Source organism: Nocardioides sp. YJ-D4, assembly GCF_054031495.1.
Genome location: NZ_CM132932.1, coordinates 1,309,198 through 1,331,462, shown reverse-complemented (window position 1 = coordinate 1,331,462; position 22,265 = coordinate 1,309,198). Strand labels below are relative to the sequence as shown.

Here is a 22,265-nt window from a genome sequence, read left to right as displayed (position 1 = left end):
ATGCCGCGGAGCACGTCTCGGGGGGCCCGACTCTCCACCGCGCAGGTCAGCCGGCTGCGGCTGATCGTGATCCAGGCGCTCGTCTTCTCGCTGCTGGCCACGCTGGGGGTCAGGCTCTTCTACCTGCAGGTACGCCACGGCGACGCCTATCAGGCTGCCGCGGCCTCGCAGTCCAAGCGCGAGATCGTGCGCCAGCCGGTGCGCGGCATCATCGTCGACGCCCAGGGTCGACCGATGGTGACCAACCGCTCCGCCTGGGTGGTCAGCCTCGACCAGGGCGTGCTCGACGGGCTCGACGACGACGACAGGAAGACGCTGATGGCTCGCGTCGCCAAGGCCGTCGACGTGTCCCCGAAGAAGCAGGACGAGGCGATCGCCAACTGGTCCGGCACCCGCTACCAGCCGGTCCCGATCGCCACCGACGTCTCCGAGTCGACCGCGCTGCGCATCCTCGAGCAGCCCGAGGACTTCCCCGGGGTGGTCGCGGAGAAGCAGACGCTGCGCTCCTACCCGAGCCCCTTCGGCATCAACGCCGCCGGCGTGCTCGGCTATCTCTCCCCGATCACCGAGGACGAGAACGACAACGCCAAGGAGCGCGGCGACGAGTCGCTCAACATCACCTCGATGGTCGGTCGCTCCGGTGTCGAGAAGGAGTACGACCAGTGGCTGCGCGGGATGCCCGGCTACGACACCGTCACCGTCGACTCGCTCGGCCGAGAGATCGGGCGCGGTGACTCGGTCGCCTCCCAGCCCGGCGACACGCTGGTGACCAGCATCGACGCCAAGGTGCAGGGCCGTGCCGAGAAGCTGCTCGCCGAGTCGATCGAGACCGCGCGCAACACCTTCGACAAGATCTCCGGCCGCAACTTCGAGGCCGACTCCGGCTCGGTCGTGGTCATGGAGGCGCAGACCGGTCGACTGGTCGCGATGGCCAACCAGCCGACGTACGACCCCGAGGAATGGGTCGGCGGGATCACCCAGAAGCAGCTCGACAGGCTCTACTCCGAGAAGGCGGGCTACCCGCTGTTGCCACGGGCGACGCAGGGTCAGTTCGCGCCGGGTTCGACGTGGAAGCCGTTCATGACGGTCGGCGCGCTCAACAACGGCTACAGCCGCGACACCCTGCTCAACTGCTCCAGCGGGCTTCAGGTGGGCAACCGGGTGTTCAAGAACTACGAGTCGGGCGCCTACGGGTTCATCGACTTCGCCAAGGCGCTCCAGGTCTCCTGCAACACGTTCTTCTACCAGGTCGGGGTCCACTACTGGCAGAAGTACGGCTCCAACCCCGCCGACGTCAACGCCAAGGACCCGCTGGTGGAGACCGCCAAGGCCTTTGGCTTCGGCAAGCGCACCGGCATCGACCTGCCGGGGGAGTCGACGGGCCGGATCGCGGACCGGAAGTGGAAGGCCGAGTACTACCAGGCCATGAAGGGCTACTACTGCCGGATGGACGAGAAGAAGAACGCCCCCACCGACTTCCTGCAGCTCTTCGCCCACGAATTCTGTATCGAGGGCAACTACTACCGCACCGGCGACGCGGTGAACTTCTCCATCGGCCAGGGCGACACCATGGTCACCCCGATCCAGCTCGCTCGGGCCTACGCGTCCCTGGCCAACGGCGGCACCCTCTACGAGCCCAGGATCGGGAAGGCGGTCGTCAGCGGCGACGGGACGGTGGTCGAGAGGATCGATCCCAAGGTCGCCGGCAAGGTGAAGATGTCGGCCAAGAGCATCGACTACGTCAACGAGGCGCTGCTCGGCACTCCCCAGTCGGGTTCCCTTGCCTGGAAGTTCGGCGGGTTCCCGCTCGACGAGGTGAAGGTGCGCGGCAAGACCGGCACCGCCGAGGTCACCGGCAAGCAGACGACCGGCTGGGTCGCGACGTACAACAAGAAGTACGTCGTCATCATGACCATATCCCAGGGTGGCACCGGCTCGGGCTCGGTGGGCGATGCCGTACGCAAGCTGTGGGAGTCGCTCTACGGGATCGAGGAGGGCGGCGCCGAGGTGCGGCCCGACAAGGCCGCGATCCGGGGCATCGACCCACCCAGGAACCTGCCCGCGTTCGGCGCCGACGGCTCGATCGTCGCCCCGAAGGACTGAGGGGTTGAGGGGCAGAGCATGAAGAACGACGTGATGGCCTTCGTACGCCGCATCGACCTGGTCCTCCTGGGCGCGGTGCTGGTCCTGGTGTCGCTCTCGGTGCTGCTGGTCTGGTCCGCGACCATCCACCGGGACGCGATCACCGGTGGCGACACCACCGCCTACCTGCGCAAACAGGCGATCAACGTGGCCGCCGGGCTGGTGCTGATGGTGGGCGTGGTCGCGACCAACCACCGCTGGGTCCGGCTCCTGACGCCGGTGGTCTACCTGGGCGCGGTGGTGGGCCTGGTGCTGGTGCTCGTGATGGGCTCCACGGTCAACGGATCGAAGTCGTGGGTGGTCCTCGGGCCGGTGCAGGTCCAGCCGTCGGAGCTGGCCAAGCTGGCCGTCGTCATCGCGATGGCGCTGGTCCTGGCCGAGCGCAGCGAGGGCCGCTGGCGGGCACGGGTGTCGCTGGGCGACGTGGTCGCGATGATCCTGGTCGCGGCGGTGCCGATCGTCCTGGTCCTGCTCCAGCCCGACCTCGGCACCACGCTGGTGCTCGGTGTGACGGTCTTTTGCGTGCTCGCGGCCGCGGGCACACCGCGGCGATGGCTCGCGCTGCTGGCGTTGGCCGGCGTCGCGGGTGCCACGACGGTGGTCGCGACCGGGGTGCTGAAGCAGTACCAGATCAACCGGTTCATGGCGTTCACCGATCCGTCGCTGGATCCTCGCGGCGCGGGCTACAACGTCCAGCAGGCGCGGATCGCGATCGGCGACGGCGGCATCTTCGGACAGGGTCTGTTCCAGGGCTCGCAGGCCCGTGCGGGCTTCGTCCCCGAGCAGCACACCGACTTCATCTTCACGGTCGTGGGGGAGGAGCTCGGGCTGGTCGGCTCGCTGCTGGTGATCGGGCTGATCGGTGTTGTCCTGTGGCGCGGACTGCGGATCGCGGCGCGTACCGACGACCTCTTCGGGCGGGTGGCGGCGGCCGGGATCGTGTGCTGGCTCGGCATCCAGAGCTTCCAGAACATCGGCATGTGCCTGGGCATCATGCCGGTCACCGGGGTCCCGCTGCCCCTGGTTTCCTACGGCGGTTCCTCGATGATCGCGGCACTGCTGGCGGTGGGTCTGCTGCTCGGCATCTCGGCCCGTTCGCGGCGCACCGGTCTGGACCGGTCCGGACCACTTCAGGACCTCCGCTCGCGTGATCGCCTGCAGGTTGCTGCAGTGCGAAAAGATGTCGCGTTTCATCGAAATTAAACTCGATTACGTTCCCTCCCGGTTGCCCTACAGGGCATCTGTTACCCCTTGCAGCCCTCATCCCGAGGCTGCTTGACGACGGGAGCAGTAATCGTGAACCGACCCCACAGAATCCAGCGCCTCGGCGCACTGGCAGCAGCGACGGTCACCGCCGTCGGTGCCGCCACCACCATCCTGGCCATGTCCGGTCCCGCCGGCGCAGCCGACAGTCCGGCACCGCTGATCGGTGCCGAGAAGTCGACGGCCATCGACAACTCCTACATCGTCGTGATGAAGGGCAACGGTGCGGCGGCCAAGGCCAACGCCGCCGACGCCCGGGCGCTCGCCAAGGAGAAGGGTGGCTCGGTGAAGTACGCCTACGACAAGGCGATCACCGGATTCTCCGCCACGCTCGACGCCGATGCGCTCGACGCGCTCCGCAGCAACCCCGATGTCGACTACATCGAGGCCAACCAGGTCGTGAAGGCCAGCGGCGACCAGGCCAACCCGACCTGGGGGCTCAACCGGATCGACCAGCGCAACCTGCCGCTGAACTCGAACTACCACTACGACTACACCGGCTCGGGTGTGAAGGCGTACATCATCGACACCGGCATCCGGTCCGCGCACGCGGACTTCGGTGGCCGGGTGACCTCCGGCTACACGGCCATCGGGTCCAGCACCGAGGACGAGAACGGCCACGGCACCCACGTCGCCGGCACCGTCGGCGGGTCGACGTACGGTGTCGCCAAGAACGTCACCCTCGTGCCCGTCCGTGTCCTCGACGCCTCCGGGTCCGGCACGACCGCCGGCGTGATCGCGGGTGTGAACTGGGTGACCTCCAACCACACCTCCGGTCCGGCGGTCGCCAACATGTCGCTCGGTGGCGGGGTCTCCTCGACCCTCGACTCCGCGGTCTCCAGCTCGATGGCGGACGGCGTCACCTACGCCGTGGCCGCGGGCAACGACTCCGGTGCGAACGCGTGCAACGGCTCGCCCGCCCGGGTGGCCGGAGCCCTGACCGTCGGCTCGACGACCAACACCGACGCCCGGTCGAGCTTCTCCAACATCGGCTCGTGCGTCGACCTGTTCGCCCCGGGCTCCTCGATCACCTCGGCGTGGCACACCTCCAACACGGCGACCAACACGATCTCCGGTACGTCGATGGCGACCCCGCACGTCGCCGGAGTGGCAGCGCTCTACCTGCAGGCGAACCCGACGGCATCGGCCTCCGCCGTCGCCTCGGCGATCAACGCCAACGCCACCACCGGCGTGGTCACCTCGCCCGGGACCGGTTCACCCAACCGCCTCCTCTACTCGCTGTGGAGCGGTGGCACCGACCCGACGGACCCGCCGACCACGGGCAACCTGCTGACCAACCCGGGCTTCGAGTCGGGCGCGACCGGCTGGACCGCCTCCTCCGGCGTGATCGACAACTCGAGCGGCGCGCCGGCGCGTACGGGCTCCTACAAGGCGTGGCTGAACGGCTATGGCACCGCTCGCACCGACACGCTGTCGCAGTCGGTCACCCTGCCCACGACCGGTAAGACCCTGTCGTTCTACCTGCGGGTGATCACCAACGAGACGACCACCTCGACGGCCTACGACAAGCTGACCGTCAAGGTCGGGTCGACGACGCTGGCGACGTACTCCAACCTGAACGCGAGCTCGTCGTACTCGTTGAAGTCGTTCTCGCTCGGGTCCTTCGCCGGCAGCACCGTCACGCTGACGTTCACCGGCACCGAGGACTCCTCGCTCGGGACCAGCTTCCTGATCGACGACACCTCCATCGCCTGATCTCGGGCACTCATCTGACGGCCTGACCTGAGGCCTGACCACGCCGGGTCGCTCGCGTAACGCGGGCGGCCCGGTGTGTTGGTGAAAGGCCATTTTTCCTGCCCTGTTTATGGCCTGTTTACAGGTGTTCACCTTTGGTATCTGCACGTTGCTGCAATGCGAAGAGTTGGGTCGTTACGGGTCCTACGTAACGTGATTACGTGGTTGACCGAACGCTTCGGGTTGCGGCCGTAGGGAGGGCGCAGGGCGTTCGGCCGGCACGTGCGACGTCTGCGCGTGGGACCGCCTACAGGCGGTTCCCAAGTCCGGTGCAATGAATGGTTGTGGCCCCATCGGGCCGCACGATGACGGGAGTCAGTTCGTGAACCGAACCATCAAGAACCGGGCCTTCAAGGCGCCGGCAGTCATCTCCGCCGTGGCTGTGGGAGCAGCAGCCTCGGCGATCGCCTTCACCGTCCCGGCAGGTGCCGCGGACAGTCCGGCACCGCTGCGCGGCACGGACGCCTCGACCGCAATCGAGGGTGAGTACATCGTCGTGATGGAGAAGCAGGGTCGCAGCGACGTGGCCAGGTCCGAGGCCAAGTCGGTGCGCAGCGACGCCCGCGAGGCCGGTGGCGACGTACGGGAGGTCTTCAACACGGCGTTCAACGGCTTCTCGGCCTCGCTCGACAAGAAGGCGCTCGAAGAGGTCCGCTCCAACCCGGACGTGGCCTACGTGCAGGCCAACCACCGCTACACCACCCAGGGTGACCAGGCGGACCCGACCTGGGGCCTGGACCGGGTCGATCAGGCCGCGCTGCCGCTCGACAAGAACTACCACTACGAGCAGACCGGCAAGGGCGTGACCGCCTACATCATCGACACCGGCGTCGCGACCGACCACTCGGAGTTCAGCGGCCGGATCGGTGAGGGCTTCGACGCGGTCGACGGCGACACCGACCCGACCGACGGCAACGGCCACGGCACCCACGTCGCGGGCACCGTCGCCGGCACCACCTACGGTCTGGCCAAGGAGGCCACGATCGTTCCGGTCCGCGTGCTCGACGATCAGGGCTCCGGCACCACCGAGGGCGTCGTCGCGGGCATCGAGTGGGTCACTGAGAACCACACCGACGGCCCGGCCGTCGCCAACATGTCGCTCGGCGGCGGCAACGACGCCGCTCTCGACGCGGCCGTCCAGGCCTCGATCGCCGACGGTGTGACGTACGCCGTCGCGGCCGGCAACGAGAGCTCGGACGCCTGCGGTTCCTCGCCGGCGGCCGTCCCGGAGGCGATCACCGTCGGTGCCACCGACGACACCGACGCCGCCGCGGACTTCTCCAACACCGGTGAGTGCCTCGACATCTTCGCCCCCGGCGTCGACATCACCTCGGCCTGGAACGACGGCGCGACCAACACCATCTCCGGTACGTCGATGGCGACCCCTCACGTCGCCGGCGCCGCCGCGCTCTTCCTCGAGGCGAACCCGTCGGCCACCCCGGCCGACGTCGCCACGGGCCTGACCGGCGCCGCCACCCCCGACGTGGTCACCAACCCGGGCACCGGTTCCCCGAACCTGCTGCTCACCACGCTGTTCTGAGCCACCGGCTCTGAGGTCAGGGTGTTGGGGCCGTCCGGGAGGGGCGGCCCCAACACCCATTTCCGCGCCGCTACGACGGCTTGGTCCACTCGATGGTGTGCCGGAACCCGAGGCGGCGGCGGATCGAGGCACCGGGCAGGACCTCTCGGACGGTCTCGCGCAGCTCGTCGAAGGGCATCGTCGGGTCCTTGATCGGGACCGGCGCGAAGGGTGTGCCGTCGGCCGACGGCCACGGATGCTTGACGTAGCCGATCACCGGGTTGGTCACGGCCGAGGCGAGGTCCCAGAGGTGGTCCGTCGCGCTGCGGGGCGGTGCGAGGCCGACCGCCAGGAACCGCCCTCCCGGCTCCAGGAGACGGCGCACATCAGCGAGTGCGGCGGCCACGTCCAGATGGTGCAGAACTGCGACCATCGTGACCAGGTCGACCGGCCCGGTGGTCTCGGCCCAGGGGCGACCGTCGACGGTGACATTGGCGAGAGCCGCGCAGCGGGCGGCGGCGTGTCGCCGCATCTCCTCGTCGCGATCGTTCCCGCGGACCGTCTCGAACCGCGGCGACAGCGACGCGACGAGCTCACCGCGTCCACAGCCGACGTCCAGCGCGCCGCGGCGCCGCGCCGGCAGGTTCGCGAGGATCCAGCTGTGGAAGTGGTCGTTGTGGCTCCAGGGATGCCGGGCGTTGAGCCTGGCCATGCCTGTTGCCACGGTCCCTCCGGCGAACTCTCCTGCCCACGTACGCAAAGCCATGCCTGGCATTCTGTCCTCGCGACGCCAGGTTTGGTAGGGGAGTCAGGAGGCGGCGTACGCTTGGGGTTGATCGTTCCCGAGCTTTGAGGTGCCCATCGTGACCGTCGCCCAGAGCGACCTCGTTCCTGAGTCTGTCTTCCCTCGGCTGGAGCCGCGCCTGGCGCTGGTGTCCAAGCCGATCCAGTACGTCGGTGGGGAGCTCAACTCGACCGTCAAGAAGTGGGACGAGGTCGAGGTGCGGTGGGCGCTGATGTACCCCGACGCCTACGAGGTCGGCCTGCCCAACCAGGGTGTCCAGATCCTCTACGAGGTGCTCAACGAGCGTGACTGGATCGCCGCCGAGCGCACCTACGCGGTGTGGCCCGACCTCGAGAAGATCATGCGCGAGGGCGACGAGCACGGGCCGATCCCGCAGTTCACCGTCGACGCCCACCGTCCGGTGAAGGCGTTCGACGTGTTCGGGCTCTCGTTCTCGACCGAGCTCGGCTACACCAACATGCTCAACGCGCTCGACCTCGCCGGGATCCCGCTGCATGCGGTCGACCGCGGCGACGACGACCCGGTGGTGCTCGCCGGCGGCCACGCCGCGTTCAACCCGGAGCCGATCGCCGACTTCCTCGACGCTGCCGTGCTCGGCGACGGCGAGGAGGTCGTGCTCAAGATCTCCGAGGTCGTGCGCGAGTGGAAGAACGACGGCCGCCCCGGCGGCCGCGACGAGCTGCTGCGGCGACTCGCCGTCTCCGGCGCCGTATACGTCCCGAAGTTCTACGACGTGAACTACGCCGCCGACGGCCAGATCGAGGCAGTGGTTCCCAACCGCCCCGACATCCCGTGGCGGGTGCGCAAGCACACCTTGATGGACCTCGACGCCTGGCCCTACCCGCGCAACCCGCTGGTGCCGCTCGCCGAGACCGTCCACGAGCGGTTCTCCGTGGAGATCTTCCGCGGCTGCACGCGTGGCTGCCGCTTCTGCCAGGCCGGGATGATCACCCGCCCGGTGCGCGAGCGCTCGATCACCACCATCGGCGACATGGTCGAGAACGGGATCCGGAAGTCCGGTTTCGAGGAGGTCGGCCTGCTCTCGCTGAGCTCGGCGGACCACACCGAGATCGGTGACGTAGCGACCGGCCTGGCCGACCGCTACGAGGGCACCAACGTGTCGCTATCGCTGCCCTCGACCCGTGTCGACGCCTTCAACATCACCCTGGCCAACGAGTTCTCCCGCAACGGCCGTCGCTCCGGCCTGACCTTCGCCCCCGAGGGTGGCTCGGAGCGGATGCGCAAGGTGATCAACAAGATGGTCACCGAGGAGGACCTGATCCGCACCGTCGGTGCCGCGTACTCCCACGGCTGGCGCCAGGTGAAGCTCTACTTCATGTGCGGTCTGCCGACCGAGACCGACGAGGACGTCCTCCAGATCGCCGAGCTGGCGAAGAAGGTCATCGCCAAGGGCCGCGAGGTCTCGGGCCGCAACGACATCCGCTGCACCGTCTCGATCGGTGGCTTCGTACCCAAGCCCCACACCCCCTTCCAGTGGGCCTCCCAGCTCGACCACGAGACCACCGACGAGCGGCTGCAGAAGCTGCGCGACGTGGTCCGTGCCGACAAGAAGTTCGGCCGCGCGATCGGGTTCCGCTACCACGACGGTAAGCCCGGCATCGTCGAGGGCCTGCTGTCCCGCGGCGATCGTCGGGTCGGCCGCATCATCGAGCACGTCTGGCGCGACGGCGGCCGCTTCGACGGCTGGAGCGAGCACTTCTCCTACGACCGCTGGATGACCGCCGCCGAGACCGGTCTCGCCGGCACCGGCGTCGACCTCGACTGGTACACCACCCGTGAGCGTGAGTACGACGAGATCCTCCCCTGGGACCACCTCGACTCCGGCCTCGACAAGGACTGGCTCTGGGCCGACTGGGAAGACGCCCTCGCCGTCGCCGACGGCGAGGACATCGAGGTCGAGGACTGCCGCTGGACCCCGTGCTACGACTGCGGCGTCTGCCCGGAGATGAACACCGACATCCAGATCGGCCCGACCGGCAAGAAGCTGCTGCCGCTCAGCGTGGTCTGAGTCGTACGACTCGCCTGGAGGCGTCACCTTCGCGCATGTGCATGGAAGTGGCAGGGACCGGCGCGACTTCAGCTGTCATTTCCCCGCACATGGGGGATTGTGACGGCATAGGTCCTGGTCAGGGTCGATTGGCGCGCATCGTGCCGGTGACGGAGTCTTCGGAGACGGCCCAGCAGGAGACCACGTAGGGCTCGTCTCCGGAGACGGAGAATCCGTAGCGCCAGGCAGCCTCGTCCTCGGAGATACCGAGGTACTTCGCTACGGCGTTGGAGCAGAGCGGATCAGCCTCGGCCTCCGCATCCTCGAACCAGCCCTTGTCGGCAAGCGTGTAGGTGCCCGCGACCTCCACCCGGTGAGGCTCGTCGCAGGAGGTGAGGGTTGGGCTCTCGATACTCAGCAGGCAGTCCCCGGTGACGGATTCTTCCGGAGGAACGGGCCAACCGGGATCCTCCGCCATGTCGATATCGTCCTCCGCAACCACGGGAACGTCTATGGCTTCTGTGGTCGTCACCAGGATCAGGCCGAGCGCAAGAGTGACAGCCAGGTGCAGCGCGGCACTTGCCAAGGCGATCGACGCCGGCACCTTGCCGTGGTCGACGCCGTGGCGTGAGCGCAGGAGCACAACGATGGCGAGGGTCGTGCCGCCGAATGTGCACGCCAGGCCCAAGAACGTGTCCAGAGGACCGATCAGCAGACCGAGCGGAGGAACCCACACCAAGGTGAGCGCCAGAGCGACCCAGGCCAGGTGCGACGACTGTTCGGCCTGTGGGCTGAGCGCCGCCGGCGGGTGATCCATGGCGCGGAGGCTAGGGCGTCGAGCGCCTGGGCGTCCCCGGAATGAGTCGGCGTACCCGATCTGGCTGACCGGTCAGCTGATGGCGGCGGTCGCCTCGATCTCGATGAGTACGTCGGGGCGGAAGAGGCCGGCGACCTGGACCAGCGAGCTGGCCGGCGGGTGCGCGAGGTCGACGAACTCGTCGCGCACCGACCGGATCAGCGGCAGCTCGGTGGTGGAGACGACGAAGTAGGTCAGCTTCACCACGTCCGCCCAGCTCGCGCCCGCAGCAGCCAGGGCCACGCCGAGGTTGACGAAGGTCTGCCGGGTCTGCGCTTCCCAGCCGTCGGCCACGGCGCCCTCGTCGGTGACACCGACCTGGCCCGAGGTCACGACCAGCCGGGCGCCGGGGTCGGTGATCACCGCGTGGCTGTAGCCGGCGGGTGCGGGAAGGTCTTCGGGAGTCAGGAAATCCATCCGATGAAGGTAGACCCGACTCGGTCCCTTTGGCGACCGGTTACCCGCCGCTCAGCCGACCGGGCGGACCCAGCGGCGCCACTCGGCCTGTGACTCGTAGCCCGAGCTCTTCCATAGCGACTGTCCCAGGTCGTTGCCCTCCAGGACCATCGCGTCGATCCGGCCCGCGCCGAGCGCCACGAGGCGGGTCTCGGCGTGGTCCAGGAGGCGACGGGCCAGCCCCTGGCGGCGTACGTCGGGGTGGACCGCCAGCCGGTAGAGGTGGGCGCGCCAGCCGTCCCAGCCTGAGATCAACGAGCCGACGATGCGGCCCTCCTCGGTGACGGCGACCGTGCAGGCCTCCGGGTCGCGCGCGATCAGCGTCTCGACCTTCACCGCGGAGTCCGTCGGCCGCGAGTCGTTCTCCGCGGCCACCTCCCACAGCTCCAGAAGTGAGGGGACGTCAGCAACTACCGCTGGGCGCAACTCGATCACGGCGGGAAGTCTCCCACGCGCTCGCTCGACCACCGGTAGGTTGCCGCCATGTCGGACAACAGTGCACTGGGACGCAGATATCTCGAGCTCCTCGAGGCGCGGGACTGGGACGCCTGGACGGCGCTGCTGGCCGCCGACGTCGTCTACGACATGCCGCAGACGCGCGAGCTGATCAAGGGGCGCGCGTCGTTCCTCGAGTTCAATCAGACCTATCCCGGAGAGTGGCACCTGACACCGAAGGTGGTGATCGCCGACGACGAGCGCGCGGTGGTCTGGTTCGACTGGCGGATGGGCGACGAGTCGGGTCAGTCGCAGACGTTCCTCGAGATCGACGCCGGACGGATCACACGTGTCACCGACTTCTGGCCGGAGGCGTACGACCCGCCCGAGCGGACCGTGTCGGTCGAGCGCTACTGACGCCGGCCGGGGTCCGTCGTCACGGCGAGCCCTCCAGCGACCCGGTCGTCGGCGTCCCGGTGCCGACGTTGCACAGCACCTCGCGGTCGCCTTCGGCCCAGCTCTCCGCGACGGGGAGGAAGAAGTACACCTCGAGGGTGCTCTCCTCGTAGGCCTGGCCGGTGAAGCCCGAGAAGGCCTCGACACATCCGCCCTCCGCGAGGCGTGCGACCTCCGCGTCCCCGGGCCATCGGCCGTCCTCGAGCTCGAAGCCGTGGAAAGCCTCCCAGTCGTGGGACTCGGCGCAGGGAACCAGGTCGACGGTGCCCACCATGACCACCTCGGTCTCGGGCACCTCGGCCTTGCTGTTGAAGCAGTCGCCGACCCGCAGCGCGGTGGTCAGCACCGTACCGCTGGAGGTGGCGGATCCGTCCTCGTCGCGGTCGACGTTGGAGCCGGTCCGCATCGAGGAGAGCCACGCGAACAGCCCGATCGAGATGATCAGCCCACACACGCCGATCGCGATGCCGGTGATCGCCTTTCCGGTGCCGTAGTTCCGCCCGGGCGTGGACTTGACCAGCACCGCGATCGCGAGGCCGATGCCGACGATCATCGCGAGCGGCACGAAGACGATGCAGCACAGGACGAGGGCGACGACGGCCATCGTCTGCGACGGGGGCTGCTCAGGCGGCGGCGGCGGAGGAGGAGGAGGAGGAGGTGGTGGTGGAGTCGGGCTGCCGGGCACCACCTGCTGGTACGGGTCGGAGCCGTACCCCGGAGGCGGCGCGTTGGAGGACATTCTCGATGGTCCCACAGCGGACGATCCCGCGCCGCGGAAAATCCGTCCTAGCAGTCCGCGGCGCCGCGCATGGCGAAGTCGATGCTGACCGCGTGGTGGTCGGAGAGGCCGGTGGGGGTGACGTTGCCGTCGCCGGCGGAGAGCCAGGAGTTGGGGAGCAGGTAGTCGACGCGGCCGCCGCCGTCGTGGCTGGCGCCGAGAGAGGCGCCGGCGTCGGACAGCGTGGCCAGTGCGGTGCCCAGGACGCTGGAGCCGTCACCGGCGTTGAGGTCGCCGCCGAGGAGCTTGGCGCCGTCGTAGGCGTTCACCTTGGCCATGACCGCACCGATCTGGGCCTGCCGCAGCGAGTCGGAGGTGTGGTCGAGGTGGGTGTTGAAGACGACCAGTCGCTGACCCTCGACCATGATGTTGGCCCGGAGCACGCCACGCTGCTCCTTGCCGTCGCGGTTGGGCAGGTGGGTGTTGCCGGACTCGGCGATGGGGAAGCGCGACAGGATCGCGGTGCCGTAGCCGCCGCGATCGGTGATGTAGGCGTTGGCGCCGAAGACCGACTGCATGCCCAGGTGCGAGGCGATGATCGCCGGCTGGTCGACGTTGCCGGAGCGGCGGCGGTTCTGGTCGACCTCCTGGAGGAGTACGACGTCGGCGCCCGAGGCCCGGATCACGCTCGCGATGCCGCCGAGCTCGCCGGGGGAGACCCGGCCGCCCTTGATGTTGAAGGTCATCACGGTCAGGTTGCGCGGGACCGCGCACGGGTCGATCTTCGGCTTCTTCGGGGCCTTGTCGATCGTCGGCGGTGCGTCGAGCGTCTTGAACTTCGGCAGCGGCTTCGACGACGCCGAGGCGGAGGCCGACGGGCTGGCCTCGGGATCGGCGCTCGGCGAGGAGGAGGCGTCCGCGGATGCCTGCCTGGAGTCGCTCAGCCGGGGCGCGAGGACGGTCAGGGCGGCGATGGCGCCGACCGTCAGAACCACCGCGAAGATCGGCAAAAGTTCCTTGAGGCGTACCGAGAACTTCCTGCTTCTGTGGTGGCTCACCGCGCGAGTCTCCCATTTTTGGTGCGCAAACCGTTACAGACCGTTCGCTTTCCATTCGCCGGATGGGTGATCGCGCCCCCGGACCGACATAATCGACCTCGTGCGTCAACAGCCCGAACAGCAGGCCCCGCCGGTCCAGCGCCTCCGCATCCGCTACGCCAAGCGCGGCCGGCTCCGGTTCACCAGCCACCGCGACTTCAGCCGCGCCTTCGAGCGCGCGGTCGCGCGGGCCCGGATCCCGGTGGCGTACTCCTCGGGCTTCAACCCGCACCCGCGGATCTCCTACGCCGGTGCGGCTCCGACGGGAGCGGCGAGCGAGGCCGAGTACGTCGAGCTGGGACTGCGCGAGACGGTCGACCCGGCCGCGACCAAGGCTGCCCTGGACGAGGTCATGCCCGACGGTCTCGACCTGATCGACGTCGTGGACACCGCCACCTCGCCCAAGGGTGCGCTGGCCGACCTGCTCACCGGCAGCGAGTGGATCATCGACCTGCCGACGGCACCGGAGGACGCCGCTGCGGCCGTCGAGGCGTTCCTCGGAGCCGAGGAGGTCATCGTCTCCCGGATGACCAAGAAGGGTCTGCGCGAGTTCGATGCCCGAGGCGCGGTCGTACGCCTCAGCTCGGCGCCCCGCGAGCGTGGCTCCCGGCTGGAGCTCATGCTCAAGCACGGCACCCCGACCGTACGTCCCGACGACGTCGTCACCGGTCTGGAGCGCATCGGCGGCCTGAAGGTCGGCCCCGAGCACGGTGGGCTGCCGCTCCTGACCCGGCTCAGCCAGGGAGTCTTCGACGAGGCTTCCGGCACGATCGGCGACCCGCTCCACTAACGTGCCCTGGGTGAGGCTCTGCCGATGAGAATGGTCACCGACCGTGAGCGACGGGCGAGGCTGGCCCGCCGGCACGGACTCGCCCCCGCCCACAGGTACGCCGACGTCGCGGACGCGACGCAGGCGATGACCGCCTGGCACGCGACCGAGGCCGCGACCGTCCACCTCGCCCTGCACGCGCGGGTCCACGACCTCGGCGTCGAGGACGTCGATCGGGCGCTCTACGAGGAGCGGTCGCTGGTCAAGCAGCTGGCGATGCGGCGTACGCTCTTCGCCTTCCCGCGCGACCTGCTGCCGGCCGCGCTGGGGAGCGCCTCGGCCCGGGTGGCCGCCCAGGAGGAGAAGAACCTCCACAAGTGGCTGACCGCCGGCGGGATTCACGAGGACCAGGACGGCTGGATCGAGAAGGCGTACGCGGCGACGCTGGCCGCGCTGGCCGACGGAGAGCCACGGACCACGACGCAGCTGCGCGAGCTGGTCCCGGAGCTCGACGCCCGCTTCCGGATGGGCTCGCCGGGGAAGAAGTGGGGCGGTGAGTTCGCGATCGGCCGCTGGGTGATCGGCACCCTCGCCGCGCAGGGCCGGCTGATGCGGGCGACCAACCTCGGTCACTGGCGGCTCAACAAGCCTGCCTGGACGCTGACCGAGTCGTGGCTCGACGAGGTGCCGGCCCCGCTCGCCTCTGCCGAGGGCTACGCCGAGCTCGTCCGCCGCTGGCTGGGGACCTTCGGTCCGGGCACCGAGGCCGACGTGGTCTGGTGGCTCGGGTCCACGAAGACGGCCGTGCGAGCCGCGCTCGCCGCCGTCGGCGCCGCGGAGGTAGAGCTCGAGGGCGGTGGCACGGGATGGGTCCTTCCCGACGACCCGATCGCCACCTCGCCGGAACCCGAGACCGAACCCTGGGCCGCTCTGCTGCCCACCCTCGACCCCACCGTCATGGGGTGGAAGGAGCGCGGGTTCTATCTGGACGCCGAGGACGTGGCGTACCTCTTCGACTCCAACGGTAATGCCGGCAACACCGCCTGGTGGGACGGCCGGATCGTCGGCTGCTGGGTTCAGGACGCGGACGCGACGGTGCGGGTGATCCTCCGCCACGACATCGGCGCCGCGGGCCGCGCGGCGCTGGAGGCCGAGGCGGAGCGGTTGACCGCCTGGCTGGACGGTGTCGTGATCACCAACGTGTACGCCTCGCGGCAGATGAAGGACGCGCGGCTCCCCTAAGGACGACCGCTTCGCAAAGGAGAGCGTCAGACGTCGCGGCGGCGCAGCACCCAGGCGGAGCCGGCGACCAGCCCGACCGCCCAGATCAGGAGTACGCCGCCGAAGAGCCAGTCACCCTCGACGAGCGCGTACCCGGCCGGTGCCGGGGTGTAGTCGATCGCGGTCTCCAGCCACGACCAGCCGAACCGCTGGGCGAGCAGCCCGAGCAGCTCCGGCATCAGCAGCAGAAGGAAGAGCACGAAGGAGAGCGCGCCGGCGGTGCGCCGGAACAGCCCGCCGAAACCGAGGCCGACGGTCGCGAGCAGTGCCAGGAACACGCCGAGCCGCAGGACAAGTGCGACGTCGTCGCCGGTGAGGTCGCCGAGCTCGCCGAGCCGGATCGCCGCGGCCAGCAGGCCGAGCCCGGCCACGGCCACCCCGGCCACCAGCACGCTCGCCGCCACGACCAGCGCCTTGGCGCTCAGCACCCGGGTCCGCGACGGCGTACAGGCGAAGGTGACGGTGATCGAGCGCGACGCGAACTCCGCGGTGATCGCGAGGATGCCGAAGGCGGCGGCCAGGAACTGGACGAAGTACTGCGTCGACCCGATCACCGACGCCGTGGAGGCGACGGCCGACGGGTCGCCGTCGTCGGCCTGGAGCAGCGAGGTCAGCAGCATGATCGCGGTGGCGCCGCCGAGGAACCAGAGCGAGGAGCGTACGGTCCGGATCTTGAGCCACTCCGAGCTCACGACCCGGGCGAGGGCGCTCATGCGGCACCTCCGGCGGAGTACTCGACGGCATCCGCGGTCAGCTTCACGTAGGACTCCTCCAGGGTCGGTTCGACGGGTTCGAGCAGGTGCAGGAGCACCCCGGCGCGATGGGCGAGCGTGCCGACCTCCGCGGGGGTCAGCACCGCCACGGTCAGCTCGTTCTCGCCGTTCCAGGTCACCTCGTGACCGGCCAGCAGCTCGGCGAGCGGGCCGAGCTCGGGGCCGCGTACGCGGGTGCCACTGGGGGAGAGGAACTCGCTCATCGGGGCGTCGGCGACCAGGCGCCCGCGGCCCAGGACCACGAGCCGGTCGGCGGTCTGCTCCATCTCGCTCATCAGATGGGAGGAGACGAAGACGGTGCGTCCTTCGGCGGCGAGGCCGCGCAGCAGCGTACGAATCCAGCGCACGCCGTCGGGATCGAGGCCGTTGACCGGCTCGTCGAGCATCAGCACCTTGGGATCGCCGAGGAGCGCGCCGGCGATGCCGAGGCGCTGGCTCATACCCAGGGAGTACGTCCCGGCACGGCGGCGGCCGGCAGCGGTCATGCCGGTCAGCTCCAGGACCTCGTCGACACGGCGGTCCTCGATGCCCTGGCTGCGAGCCATCGCGCGCAGGTGGTCCCGTCCCGAACGGCCCGGGTGGACCGCCTTGGCGTCCAGGAGCGCGCCGATGGTGTGCGTGGGACGGTCGAGATCGGCGTACGCCTTGCCATCGACGGTCGCGGTGCCCGACGTCGCGGCGTCGAGGCCGAGGATGAGACGCATCGTGGTCGACTTCCCGGCGCCGTTGGGGCCCAGGAAGCCGGTCACGGAGCCGGGCTCGAGATCGAGGGTGAGGTCGTCCACGGCGGTCTTGTCGCCGTACCTCTTGGTGAGGTTGCGCAGCTGGATCACGGGCCGAGCCTAGGCGCGCGGCCCGGCGCGCGAATCAGCCCGAGGGATGATCTGGCAGGTCCGTCCAGGGGCGTACGTCGTCCCAGATATCGATCTGTTGACAGGGTGTATGCGATACTCCGAGACGACTGCTCAAACAATCGGGCCCGCCCCGAGGAATGGACAGTCCGACGACGCCTCGCCGGCGTGGGTCCTCCGGGGCCGCACTCCGGCACACAGGAGGTAGGGCGTCACCAGACCGCGACGCAGGCCTAGCAGGTCAGTGAGAGCGACTCGCCCGGGAAGGTCCCGGACGGCCGAGCGACCGCGGCAGGTGACGAACCGCTGCCTGTGACGCACCGCTGCGGAGGATGCCGCCGCCCTGACAAGCTTTGCGCCGCGACGCGGCTGCTACGTGGAAAAAGTTAGATACTGCGCAGCGCCCGTTTCCCGGCACCTGACTATCCGGCACCTGTGAAGGTCCTGGATGAGGAGAACGGCATGGCCGACGAGACCACTGTCGAGAACACCGAGAACGACGCTGAAACAGCGCAGGCTCCGGTGACCGACACCCCCACGACCGACGCGGAAGCGACCGGCGAGACCACCCCCGCGAAGAAGACTGCGGCGAAGAAGACCACGCGCAAGCGCACCACCAAGAAGGCCGCCGCGGCCCCGGCTGAGGCTGCCGAGGCGCCCGCCGACGGGACCGTCGAGGCCGCTGAGGCCGCCGAGCCCCCCGCCAAGAAGACGGCGGCGAAGAAGACGACCCGGAAGCGTACGACCAAGAAGGCTGCCGCTCCGGCTCCGGCCGAGGTCGAGACCACCGAGACCACCGCCGCGCCGGAGGCCGAGACCTCCGAGACCTCCGAGACCCCCGAGACTCCCGCCGAGACGGTCGAGGCTCCGGCCAAGAAGACGGCTGCGAAGAAGACCGCCGCCAAGCGGACCACCGCGAAGAAGACGGCCGCCAAGAAGGCCGCCGCGCCCGTCGTCGAGCCCGTGGAGCCCGTCGAGACCCCCGCCGAGGAGGTCGCCGACGAGACCCTCGAGGAGACCGGGGCCGAGCAGGCCGGTCCGCCGGCCCCCGCGGTGCTGTTCCAGGCGCCGACCAAGACGACCACCCGCCGGCGTACGCGCAAGGTCGCCGAGCCGAAGCCCGTCGAGGAGCCTGTCGAGGCCGCTGTCGAGACGCCCGCCGAGGTGGAGCCGCAGGCCACCGAGCCCGCCGTCGAGCCCGCCGCTGAGGTGGCGAAGGAGGAGGCCCCCACCCGGACCCGCAAGCGCGGTTCGCGCAACGCGGCGCCGGTCGAGGAGAAGGCCGCCGACGAGGAGCCCGAGGCGACCGACACCGAGCCCGAGACCGAGTCCGAGACCGGCAACGAGTCCGACGAGAGCTCGGCCGACGACGGTGAGGGTGGCGGCAACGGCCGTCGTCGTCGCCGCCGTGGCGGCCGCCGCCGTCGCAAGGGTGCCAACGGCGACGCCGACGGCTCCGACGCGTCCGACACCGAGGACAGGTCCGAGGACACCGACGAGAGCGACGACGCCGGCAAGGACGCCGACGCCGAGCAGGGCGAGGGCAGCACCTCCTCGCGCCGTCGCCGTCGTCGCCGCCGGGCCGGCGAGGCCTCGGGCGACGCCGCCGCCGGGGACGACCCGGAGAACACCGTCACCAAGGTTCGCCAGAGCCGCACCGGTGACGACCAGATCACCGCGCTGGCGGGCTCGACCCGCCTGGAGGCCAAGAAGCAGCGCCGCCGCGAGGGCCGCGAGGCCGGTCGCCGTCGCGCCCCGATCGTGAGCGAGGCCGAGTTCCTGGCCCGCCGCGAGTCGGTCGAGCGCGTCATGGTGATCCGCGAGCGTGAGGACCTCACCCAGATCGCGGTGCTCGAGGACAAGGTGCTCGTGGAGCACTACGTCGCCCGCGAGAGCCAGACCAGCCTGATCGGCAACGTCTACCTCGGCCGCGTCCAGAACGTGCTGCCCTCCATGGAGGCCGCGTTCATCGACATCGGCAAGGGCCGCAACGCGGTGCTCTACGCCGGTGAGGTCAACTGGGCCTCGCTCGGCTGGAAGGAGGGCCAGCCCCGCAAGATCGAGTCGGTGCTGACCTCCGGCCAGAAGGTGCTCGTCCAGGTGACGAAGGACCCGATCGGCCACAAGGGTGCCCGCCTGACCTCGCAGATCTCGCTGGCCGGCCGCTTCCTGGTCTACGTGCCCGACGGCACCACCTCCGGCATCTCCCGCAAGCTGCCCGACACCGAGCGCAACCGCCTCAAGACCCTCCTGAAGGAGATCGTCCCCGACACGGCCGGCGTGATCGTACGCACCGCTGCCGAGGGCGCCGCCGAGGACGAGCTCACGCGTGACGTCGAGCGGCTCAAGGCGCGCTGGGAGGACATCGAGAAGAAGGCCAACGGCAACGCCCCGCAGCTGCTCTACGGCGAGCCCGACCTGACCCTCAAGGTCGTGCGCGACCTGTTCACCGAGGACTTCGCCAAGCTGGTCATCTCCGGCGACTCCTCGTGGGAGACCGTCAAGGACTACGTCCAGTCGGTGGCCCCCGACCTCGAGGAGCGGGTGGAGAAGTACGACGGCGAGGCCGACGCCTTCGCCGCGTACCGGATCGACGAGCAGATCGCGAAGGGCCTGGACCGCAAGGTCTGGCTGCCCTCGGGTGGCTCGCTGATCATCGACCGCACCGAGGCGATGACCGTCGTCGACGTCAACACCGGCAAGTTCACCGGCTCCGGGGGCAACCTGGAGGAGACGGTCACCAAGAACAACCTCGAGGCGGCCGAGGAGATCGTGCGCCAGCTCCGGCTGCGCGACATCGGCGGCATCATCGTCGTCGACTTCATCGACATGGTCCTCGAGTCCAACCGTGACCTGGTGCTCCGTCGCCTGGTCGAGTGCCTGGGCCGCGACCGGACCCGTCACCAGGTCGCCGAGGTCACCTCGCTGGGTCTGGTGCAGATGACCCGTAAGCGGATCGGCACCGGTCTGCTCGAGGCCTTCTCCGAGAACTGCGACGCCTGTGGCGGCCGTGGCCTCGTGATCCACGAGCACCCTGTCGAGGCCGGCAAGTCCTCCGGTGTCGCCCCCGACGAGCCGCGTTCGCGCCGTCGTGGCGGTCGCGGTGGCCGCGGCAAGGGCAAGGACGAGATCGGCACCGAGCACCGCGCCGAGCCCGTCGAGGAGTCCGCCAAGACGCCCACGCCCGCCGAGTTCGCCGCCATGGCCGGACAGAGCGACAGCGTGGAGAAGACCGACGAGCCGGCTGCCCAGGTCGTCGAGCCCGTCGAGACCCCCGCCGAGCCCGCCGAGGCTCCCAAGGTGACGACCCGCACGCGTTCGCGTCGGTCCAAGGCGTCTGCCCCGGTGGCCGAGCCGGTCGAGACCCCCGCCGAGTCCCCGGTGGCCGAGCCCGTCGAGGCCTCGGCCGAGCCGGCGACGGTCGAGGCTCCCAAGGTCACGACCCGCACCCGTTCGCGCCGGTCCAAGGCGTCGACCCCGGTGACCGAGCCGGTCGAGACGCCCGCCGAGGCCCCGGCCGCCGAGACTCCGGCCGAGCCGACGACCCCGGCCGAGCCGGAGGCCCCGAAGGTCACCACGCGTACGCGCACCCGCCGTGCCGCCACCACCGGCCGTCCGGTCCTGGCCGCCGTCGTCGGGAGTTCGACCGCGTCGAAGCCGGAGCCGGCACCGTCCGAGCCGGTCGCGGCCGAGCCGGTTACGACCGAGCCGGTCGCCGAGGAGGAGCCCGCTCCCGTGGCCCCGGCCGTCGAGCCCGAGGCGACCGAGCCCGAGTCGAAGCCGGAGCCGATCGTGGCCGAGCCGGTTGCGGCCGAGCCTGTCGACTCCAAGCCCAAGGTGGTCACCCGGCAGCGCCGCGGCGCCCGCCGCGAGGTCGTGAGCACCGGCGAGGGCGCGGTGATGACCGCGACCAAGTCCGAGGCGCCGATCGTCAGCAACGGCACAGCCTCGACCCCCGCGCCGAAGGTCGTGACCCGCACCCGCGGCGGCGCGAGCCGAAACACCGCGCAGTCCGAGACGTCCGAGTGACCGCCCGAAGGGCAGAAGACAGCTGACGTACGCTCAGGAGCCCCGGCGACCGCACCAGCGGAAGCCGGGGCTTCGGCGTTCCCGCTGCGCCCTCCTCGTCAACGCGGGACGGCCCGACGACCATCGAGGCGTTCGACGACTCGCTCGACCTGGCGACGTACATAGTCCGGACGCTGCATCACGTCCTCCCAGACGAAGCGGAGGACGGTCCAGCCCCGCGCGACCAGATCGGTGTAGCGGCGGATGTCGCGCCGGAACGGTTCCTCGCCGGAGTGGTAGGCCCACGACTCGCACTCGATGAGAAGCCGCAGGCGAGCATCGACGAGGTCTCCGTACTGCTCTGCCCCGGCCTCGCTGAATCCCAGCTCACCCTGGGGTGTGACCGAGAGCCCGGCGATCGGGAGCACGATCGCCCTCGTCACCGATTCGAAGGCATTTGCTGCCCGCCGGTCGGCAACGGCGATGACATCCAAGGCGCGTTGCCGCCCGGTGCGCGGCAGGGACTCGGCCGCGGCGACCAGGTCGTCGCGGGTGAGGCCGGTGACCAAGCCGTCTCGCAGCGCCGAGTCGGCGACGCACAGCGCCTGGTCGAACGGAAGCTGCCGCGCGCAGTCCACGACGGTTCGGGCACGGGAGGTGATCGCGCCCGGACCGATGGCGTCGCCGGGAAGATCGCGGCGACGTACGACCACACCTGATCGCGCCTTGCGCGAGCTGTTACGCGGCACTGTCACCTCGATCTCGGTCGGCTCGTGCTTCAGCGACCAGCCCCACACACGTGCGGCGCTGAGCCCGGAGACCACTCCGCCGAGCGCGAGTGCCGCCGACTTGTCGTCGGGGAGCCCATGAAGCGCCACCCGGGCGCCGGTGAGCACGACGAGCTTCCCCGCAGACTGAGCAGCGTCAAGTTCGTCGCGCAGTCCCAGGTCGAGCAGCTCCTTGCGGGTGGCGGCTCCGCCACGTACGCGGAGGATCTCCGTCAGGTCAGGAGCGGCGCACACAGTTCACCTCAGTGGTCGACGTCTGGGCAGGTCAGCCGCCCGAGTGTGTCC

At 69.8% G+C, this 22,265-nt stretch carries 17 protein-coding genes and 1 pseudogene; 9 read left to right on the top strand and 9 right to left on the bottom strand.

Going from position 1 to position 22,265, the window contains the following annotated elements; translation table 11 throughout:
• The 4 genes from mrdA (at position 1) to ACW14X_RS06320 (ending at position 6,700) form a co-directional block, all read left to right on the top strand.
• Positions 1-2,103 (top strand): penicillin-binding protein 2, encoded by a 2,103-nt coding sequence (gene mrdA / locus ACW14X_RS06335; RefSeq protein WP_160024656.1) that lies wholly within the window; start codon positions 1-3, stop codon positions 2,101-2,103.
• A gap of 18 nt (positions 2,104-2,121) precedes the next feature.
• Positions 2,122-3,345 (top strand): rod shape-determining protein RodA, encoded by a 1,224-nt coding sequence (gene rodA, locus ACW14X_RS06330; RefSeq protein ID WP_160024655.1) that lies wholly within the window; start codon positions 2,122-2,124, stop codon positions 3,343-3,345.
• A gap of 93 nt (positions 3,346-3,438) precedes the next feature.
• Positions 3,439-5,121 (top strand): S8 family peptidase, encoded by a 1,683-nt coding sequence (locus ACW14X_RS06325; RefSeq protein ID WP_350837412.1) that lies wholly within the window; start codon positions 3,439-3,441, stop codon positions 5,119-5,121.
• Between the two features lie 361 nt (positions 5,122-5,482).
• Complete coding sequence (locus tag ACW14X_RS06320) at positions 5,483-6,700, top strand: S8 family peptidase (protein WP_350837414.1); 1,218 nt, start codon at positions 5,483-5,485, stop codon at positions 6,698-6,700.
• A 70-nt stretch (positions 6,701-6,770) separates the two neighbouring features.
• On the opposite strand, the gene ACW14X_RS06315 is transcribed toward ACW14X_RS06320, so the two are convergent.
• Complete coding sequence (locus ACW14X_RS06315; protein WP_457165057.1) at positions 6,771-7,445, bottom strand: class I SAM-dependent methyltransferase; 675 nt, start codon at positions 7,443-7,445, stop codon at positions 6,771-6,773.
• Between the two features lie 97 nt (positions 7,446-7,542).
• On the opposite strand from ACW14X_RS06315, the gene ACW14X_RS06310 reads away from it, so the two are divergent.
• Positions 7,543-9,513 carry a TIGR03960 family B12-binding radical SAM protein gene (locus ACW14X_RS06310; RefSeq protein WP_201451078.1) on the top strand — a complete coding sequence of 657 codons (1,971 nt, stop codon included), beginning with the start codon at positions 7,543-7,545 and terminating at the stop codon, positions 9,511-9,513.
• Between the two features lie 118 nt (positions 9,514-9,631).
• Here the strand turns inward: ACW14X_RS06310 and ACW14X_RS06305 are convergent, their stop codons facing one another.
• From ACW14X_RS06305 to ACW14X_RS06295, 3 genes are all read right to left on the bottom strand, one after another.
• Positions 9,632-10,309 carry a hypothetical protein gene (locus ACW14X_RS06305; protein WP_457165056.1) on the bottom strand — a complete coding sequence of 226 codons (678 nt, stop codon included), beginning with the start codon at positions 10,307-10,309 and terminating at the stop codon, positions 9,632-9,634.
• Between the two features lie 72 nt (positions 10,310-10,381).
• Complete coding sequence (locus ACW14X_RS06300; RefSeq protein WP_160024650.1) at positions 10,382-10,765, bottom strand: RidA family protein; 384 nt, start codon at positions 10,763-10,765, stop codon at positions 10,382-10,384.
• A 51-nt stretch (positions 10,766-10,816) separates the two neighbouring features.
• Complete coding sequence (locus ACW14X_RS06295) at positions 10,817-11,239, bottom strand: GNAT family N-acetyltransferase (RefSeq protein WP_400470412.1); 423 nt, start codon at positions 11,237-11,239, stop codon at positions 10,817-10,819.
• Positions 11,240-11,287: 48 nt separating this feature from the next.
• Between ACW14X_RS06295 and ACW14X_RS06290 the strand changes: the two genes are divergently transcribed.
• The gene (locus tag ACW14X_RS06290; RefSeq protein ID WP_160024648.1) at positions 11,288-11,656 is read left to right on the top strand and encodes a nuclear transport factor 2 family protein; all 369 of its coding nucleotides are present in this window, start codon (positions 11,288-11,290) and stop codon (positions 11,654-11,656) included.
• Positions 11,657-11,675: 19 nt separating this feature from the next.
• Here the strand turns inward: ACW14X_RS06290 and ACW14X_RS06285 are convergent, their stop codons facing one another.
• Entirely contained in the window at positions 11,676-12,434 is a 759-nt protein-coding gene (locus ACW14X_RS06285) for a septum formation family protein (RefSeq protein WP_457165055.1), read from the bottom strand.
• A gap of 47 nt (positions 12,435-12,481) precedes the next feature.
• Positions 12,482-13,408: an endonuclease/exonuclease/phosphatase family protein gene (locus ACW14X_RS06280; RefSeq protein WP_457165054.1), complete on the bottom strand. Its 927-nt coding sequence runs from the start codon at positions 13,406-13,408 to the stop codon at positions 12,482-12,484.
• Between the two features lie 163 nt (positions 13,409-13,571).
• Here ACW14X_RS06280 and ACW14X_RS06275 point away from each other — a divergent pair, with 163 nt between their 5' ends.
• Both ACW14X_RS06275 and ACW14X_RS06270 read left to right on the top strand, forming a co-directional pair.
• A complete protein-coding gene (locus ACW14X_RS06275) occupies positions 13,572-14,300 on the top strand; it encodes a TIGR03936 family radical SAM-associated protein (protein ID WP_457165053.1) in 729 nt (242 codons plus the stop codon).
• Positions 14,301-14,324: 24 nt separating this feature from the next.
• Positions 14,325-15,521 (top strand): winged helix DNA-binding domain-containing protein, encoded by a 1,197-nt coding sequence (locus ACW14X_RS06270; protein ID WP_457165052.1) that lies wholly within the window; start codon positions 14,325-14,327, stop codon positions 15,519-15,521.
• A 26-nt stretch (positions 15,522-15,547) separates the two neighbouring features.
• Here the strand turns inward: ACW14X_RS06270 and ACW14X_RS06265 are convergent, their stop codons facing one another.
• Both ACW14X_RS06265 and ACW14X_RS06260 read right to left on the bottom strand, forming a co-directional pair.
• The gene (locus tag ACW14X_RS06265; RefSeq protein ID WP_350716319.1) at positions 15,548-16,273 is read right to left on the bottom strand and encodes an ABC transporter permease subunit; all 726 of its coding nucleotides are present in this window, start codon (positions 16,271-16,273) and stop codon (positions 15,548-15,550) included.
• Positions 16,270-17,166, bottom strand: coding sequence for an ABC transporter ATP-binding protein (locus tag ACW14X_RS06260; RefSeq protein ID WP_457165051.1), 897 nt, complete (start codon positions 17,164-17,166; stop codon positions 16,270-16,272). Before ACW14X_RS06260 ends, ACW14X_RS06265 begins: the two co-directional genes overlap by 4 nt.
• Positions 17,167-17,646: 480 nt before the next feature.
• Between ACW14X_RS06260 and ACW14X_RS06255 the strand changes: the two are divergent.
• Positions 17,647-20,203 (top strand): annotated as a pseudogene (locus ACW14X_RS06255) (Rne/Rng family ribonuclease); the annotation flags it as partial.
• Positions 20,204-21,311: 1,108 nt separating this feature from the next.
• Here the strand turns inward: ACW14X_RS06255 and ACW14X_RS06250 are convergent.
• Positions 21,312-22,214 (bottom strand): DUF559 domain-containing protein, encoded by a 903-nt coding sequence (locus ACW14X_RS06250; protein ID WP_457165050.1) that lies wholly within the window; start codon positions 22,212-22,214, stop codon positions 21,312-21,314.
• Positions 22,215-22,265: the final 51 nt, after the last annotated feature.

Excerpts from the sequence above, each read along its gene's own strand:
- mrdA (WP_160024656.1), top strand. The coding sequence starts at position 1 with ATGCCGCGGAGCACGTCTCGGGGGGCCCGACTCTCCACCGCGCAGGTC.
- rodA (WP_160024655.1), top strand. The coding sequence starts at position 2,122 with ATGAAGAACGACGTGATGGCCTTCGTACGCCGCATCGACCTGGTCCTC.
- ACW14X_RS06315 (WP_457165057.1), bottom strand. The coding sequence starts at position 7,445 with ATGGCTTTGCGTACGTGGGCAGGAGAGTTCGCCGGAGGGACCGTGGCA.
- ACW14X_RS06305 (WP_457165056.1), bottom strand. The coding sequence starts at position 10,309 with ATGGATCACCCGCCGGCGGCGCTCAGCCCACAGGCCGAACAGTCGTCG.
- ACW14X_RS06300 (WP_160024650.1), bottom strand. The coding sequence starts at position 10,765 with ATGGATTTCCTGACTCCCGAAGACCTTCCCGCACCCGCCGGCTACAGC.
- ACW14X_RS06290 (WP_160024648.1), top strand. The coding sequence starts at position 11,288 with ATGTCGGACAACAGTGCACTGGGACGCAGATATCTCGAGCTCCTCGAG.
- ACW14X_RS06285 (WP_457165055.1), bottom strand. The coding sequence starts at position 12,434 with ATGTCCTCCAACGCGCCGCCTCCGGGGTACGGCTCCGACCCGTACCAG.
- ACW14X_RS06270 (WP_457165052.1), top strand. The coding sequence starts at position 14,325 with ATGAGAATGGTCACCGACCGTGAGCGACGGGCGAGGCTGGCCCGCCGG.
- ACW14X_RS06265 (WP_350716319.1), bottom strand. The coding sequence starts at position 16,273 with ATGAGCGCCCTCGCCCGGGTCGTGAGCTCGGAGTGGCTCAAGATCCGG.